Source organism: Chitinophaga sp. (assembly GCF_035564935.1).
Classification (GTDB): domain Bacteria; phylum Bacteroidota; class Bacteroidia; order Chitinophagales; family Chitinophagaceae; genus Chitinophaga.
Genome location: NZ_DATMTE010000536.1, coordinates 1 through 3,910, shown reverse-complemented (window position 1 = coordinate 3,910; position 3,910 = coordinate 1). Strand labels below are relative to the sequence as shown.

General features: G+C 46.4%; 5 protein-coding genes. 3 read left to right on the top strand and 2 right to left on the bottom strand.

Going from position 1 to position 3,910, the window contains the following annotated elements:
- Window positions 1-4 precede the first annotated feature (4 nt).
- Together VN105_RS29795 and vapC are read left to right on the top strand one after the other, a co-directional pair.
- Window positions 5-151 carry a type II toxin-antitoxin system VapB family antitoxin gene (locus VN105_RS29795; protein ID WP_414647242.1) on the top strand — a complete coding sequence of 49 codons (147 nt, stop codon included), beginning with the start codon at window positions 5-7 and terminating at the stop codon, window positions 149-151.
- Window positions 148-558 carry a type II toxin-antitoxin system VapC family toxin gene (vapC, locus tag VN105_RS13840; RefSeq protein WP_325641842.1) on the top strand — a complete coding sequence of 137 codons (411 nt, stop codon included), beginning with the start codon at window positions 148-150 and terminating at the stop codon, window positions 556-558. The genes VN105_RS29795 and vapC overlap by 4 nt, the downstream gene beginning before the upstream one ends.
- 52 nt (window positions 559-610) lie before the next feature.
- Here vapC and gltX read toward each other — a convergent pair whose 3' ends face one another.
- Window positions 611-2,140 (bottom strand): glutamate--tRNA ligase, encoded by a 1,530-nt coding sequence (gene gltX, locus VN105_RS13835; protein WP_325641840.1) that lies wholly within the window; start codon window positions 2,138-2,140, stop codon window positions 611-613.
- Window positions 2,141-2,287: 147 nt separating this feature from the next.
- Here gltX and VN105_RS13830 point away from each other — a divergent pair, with 147 nt between their 5' ends.
- Window positions 2,288-2,911 (top strand): polysaccharide deacetylase family protein, encoded by a 624-nt coding sequence (locus tag VN105_RS13830; protein WP_325641838.1) that lies wholly within the window; start codon window positions 2,288-2,290, stop codon window positions 2,909-2,911.
- A 49-nt stretch (window positions 2,912-2,960) separates the two neighbouring features.
- On the opposite strand, the gene VN105_RS13825 is transcribed toward VN105_RS13830, so the two are convergent.
- Window positions 2,961-3,872 (bottom strand): hypothetical protein, encoded by a 912-nt coding sequence (locus VN105_RS13825; RefSeq protein WP_325641836.1) that lies wholly within the window; start codon window positions 3,870-3,872, stop codon window positions 2,961-2,963.
- Window positions 3,873-3,910: the final 38 nt, after the last annotated feature.

Genomic DNA, 3,910 nt, shown 5'->3' with positions numbered 1-3,910 from the left:
AGCAATGAAGCTCAACAAGGGTAAAACGAAAGAGGAAGTGGTAAACGAGGCGCTGAGGAAGTATATTTTAGGCGTTAAAAACCGGCAGCTCCTTGATATGAAGGGTAAAATTCATTGGGATGGTGACTTAAATGAAATGCGGAGCATATGAATAAGCCACTCATTTTTGATACATCCGTTTGGATTGACTATGCAAAAAGAAAAGAAACTCCGCAAACCCTTCTTTTAACCTATTATCTGAAAAATGACTTTGAAACACCACTTGTACCTGTCGTTGCGCAGGAACTCTTACAAGGAATCAGAGATGATGCGCAACACAAAAAAATGAAGGATATTCTGTCCTGGCATACCAGGTTAGAAATAGCGCCTATGGCTACCGCTATGGGCGCCTCTGCATTATTCCGTTCACTGCGTAAGAAAGGTATTACCATCCGCAAAAGCAATGATTGCGTAATCGCTTTTTATGCCCTGAGCTTTGACCTGGAAATAGTCCACAACGACAGCGACTTTGAGCTGATCAGCAACCATTCGGAATTAAAAACGTGGAAAAATAACTAAGGCTAAGCGACTCATCACCGCTTAGCCTTGATCTATTTAACAACTAACAATCCTACTTAAATGCGGCTAACCCCTTTGCAATACGGGCGCGGGTTTCCGCTGTTCCCAGGGTAGCTACGATATCAAACACCGGAGGTCCGAATTTTCCGCCGGTGAGCATAATGCGGAACGGCAGCTGCACATCTCCCATTTTGAGGTTCTTTTCTGCTGCCAGGGCTTTAAATGCTGCTTCCAGTTCGGCTGCCGGTGCGGCAGACAATGATTCCAGCTGTTCAGACCATGCCTGGAAAAATACTTCTTTATCAGTGTTCCATTTTGGCTTTACGGCTGCTTCATCATAGCTACCGGGGCTCTGGAAGAAGAAAAATCCATGATCCCATATTTCATTCACAAAATAGCAGCGTTCTTTTACAAGTCCTGCTACAGTGGCCACATAAGCGGGATCCGCTGTAATGCCTTTCTCATCAAGTACCGGCTGGAATAACATAGCCAGGCTTTCATTGTCTTTGTGATGAATATACTGATGGTTAAACCACTTCGCTTTCTCGAAATCGAATTTGGCGCCGGCCTTGTGTACACGTTCCAGGGAAAATTTCTGTATCAGTTCGTCCAGGGAAAATATTTCCTGTTCTGTGCCATCGTTCCAGCCGAGCATAGCCAGCATATTAATAAAAGCTTCCGGCAGGAAACCGCGTTCACGGAAGCCTTTGGTCACATCTTTGGTGTTTGGATCTGTCCAGTTCATAGCATACACGGGAAAGCCTAAACGATCGCCATCACGTTTGCTGAGCTTGCCATTACCATCTGGTTTCAGGATCAGGGGCAGATGGGCCCATTGAGGCATATCCGCTTCCCAGCCCAGGAATTTCCACAGCAACAGGTGTACCGGCGCCGATGGCAGCCATTCTTCGCCGCGGAAAGCATGGGTTATTTTCATGAGATAGTCGTCTACCACCACTGCAAGGTGATAGGTAGGCATACCATCTGCTTTCAGCAAAACTTTATCATCTACCTGCGAAGTATGAAAAGTTACTTCTCCACGAACCAGGTCGGTAAAAGTAATATCCTCATTGGCAGGCATATTTATACGGATCACATGGGGGGTATTTTTCGCCAGCAGATCCTGTACTTCCGCATCCGGGAGCGTAAGGGAATTACGCATTTTTTCCCTCACTATATGATTATATTGGGGGGATGGATTCTCCGGCGTTTTCAGGCGCTCGCGCATATGCTCCAGCTCTTCCGGAGTGTCGAAAGCGTAATAGGCATGCCCTGCTTTCACCAATTGTTCTGCGTACTGGCGATACAGTTGCTTCCGCTCACTTTGACGGTAAGGTGCATACGGACCGCCGGTCTCCGGGCTTTCATCAGGAGTAAGGCCGCACCAACGCAAACATTCATTGATATACTCTTCGGCCCCGGGAACATAGCGGGTCTGGTCTGTATCTTCTATACGCAGTATAAAATCGCCTTTATGCTGCTTTGCAAACAAATAGTTGAACAATACAGTGCGTACACCTCCAAGATGTAGGCCACCAGTAGGACTGGGCGCAAAACGCACTCTTACTTTTTTGTGATCCATAGGCCGCAAAGATAAGGATTTCGTGTTTAGCTGAAAGTGATTGTACGGAGAGATGTTGGGAGATTAAAATTTTTTAATGCGAGGTTGGGCTACCGGACATTAAGTATATTGCGGTACTAAAGCTCATCGCTAAAAGCCAAAGGCTATATGTTCTATCTTACCAAAACTCCCGGCATCCTGAAAGCCTTATATAAAAGCTGTGTCTGGAATCTTTCCCCGGCAGGTAATAAGGTATATCTTACTTTCGATGATGGCCCACACCCCCAGGCAACGCCGTTTGTGCTGGAACAACTGGCAAAATTCAATGCCAAAGCCACTTTCTTCTGCATCGGGAAAAATGTGCTGGAACATCCCGCTATTTACCAGCAGATACTGGAGGCAGGTCATACTACCGGCAATCACACCCATAATCACCTGAACGGTTGGAAAACCAATACCGGGAAATATATTGAAAATGTACTGGAAGCAGCGAAATACATTGCTTCTCCTTTGTTCAGGCCGCCCTATGGCAGGATCACGCCCTTCCAGATCAGGCAGATCAGGGATAAGATACCCGGCGCCAAAATTATTATGTGGGACATCCTGAGTGGCGATTTCGATACGCAGATAAACGGGGAAGCCTGTGTGCAGAATGTGGTATTCAAATTACAACCTGGGTCCATCGTGGTATTTCACGACAGCGCCAAAGCCTGGGACCGGCTGGAGTATGCGCTGCCACGGGTACTGGAGTATTGCAGGAAGCAAAAATTTGAAGTAGCGGCTATTTTATAATAACTGTTGCTGATAATCAGTTTTATCAGCAACAGTTAAACGGTTTGTTTTATAACTGAATTTCTTTTGTTTTATCTCCAACAGTAATGGTAACGGGATCAGTACATTTACCATTTCCATAGTCAATTACCCCGGTTACCTTATCAAATTCAACTTTCAGTTTTCCTTTCACAAAGTGCCCGCAGTCGTATACTTTTACCAGTGGCTCCTGTGTGGTAAAAGTAGCAGTAACGCCGGTTACAGGCCCTTTCTCGTAAGAAATGCCGGCATTGCCTTCCACTGCATATACATCATCAGAAGGATTCAGCAGAGGAGTTACCTGGTCAAACCCAGCTGTTTGTTTAATGGTTCTTTTGCTGGTATAATTAACCACTACTGAATCGTTCAGCGTTACTTTGCCGTTGATTACTTCGGTAGTATACTGGATCCCGGCTGTTGGGCTGTAGCTTACACCGCTGATCTTGAAACTGCCTTCTATAGGCCTGGCATCGAGCGTATAATTTTCCGGTTCCACCGTGATAATAGATGCCGGACCAAACAACGGGCCACTGAAAGTAACATTCAGTTTACCGCTGCGGTGTACTCCATACCTGTCGAGGCAGGATTCTCCAAAGTCGATCAACACTTTTTTAGGCCATTGGTCGGGATTGGTGGCGTCCAGCAACTCTGCCACCGGGCAGGAGGTTGATACGGCATCGGCCAGCGCATTATTCACACCAGCCTTGCGCGCAGTGAACAGTCCCTGGGTAACAGCTACTTCGGCCACGGTTTCAAAAAGTCCGCCGTACATGGTGCTAACCTCGGCTTCGTGTTGTGCCGCGGCTATAGTGTTGTTATCCGGCTGGTTATTGGGTGCAGTATCTGTGGTTACTTCCTTTTTACAGGCAAAAAAAATGGTGACAACCGCCACGCTGGCAATGGTCCACGCCAGCACACGATTTGTACTGAAATAGCTTTTCATAGTTTAGGTTTTATTAGCAATTAGGTTTTCCGGTCTTT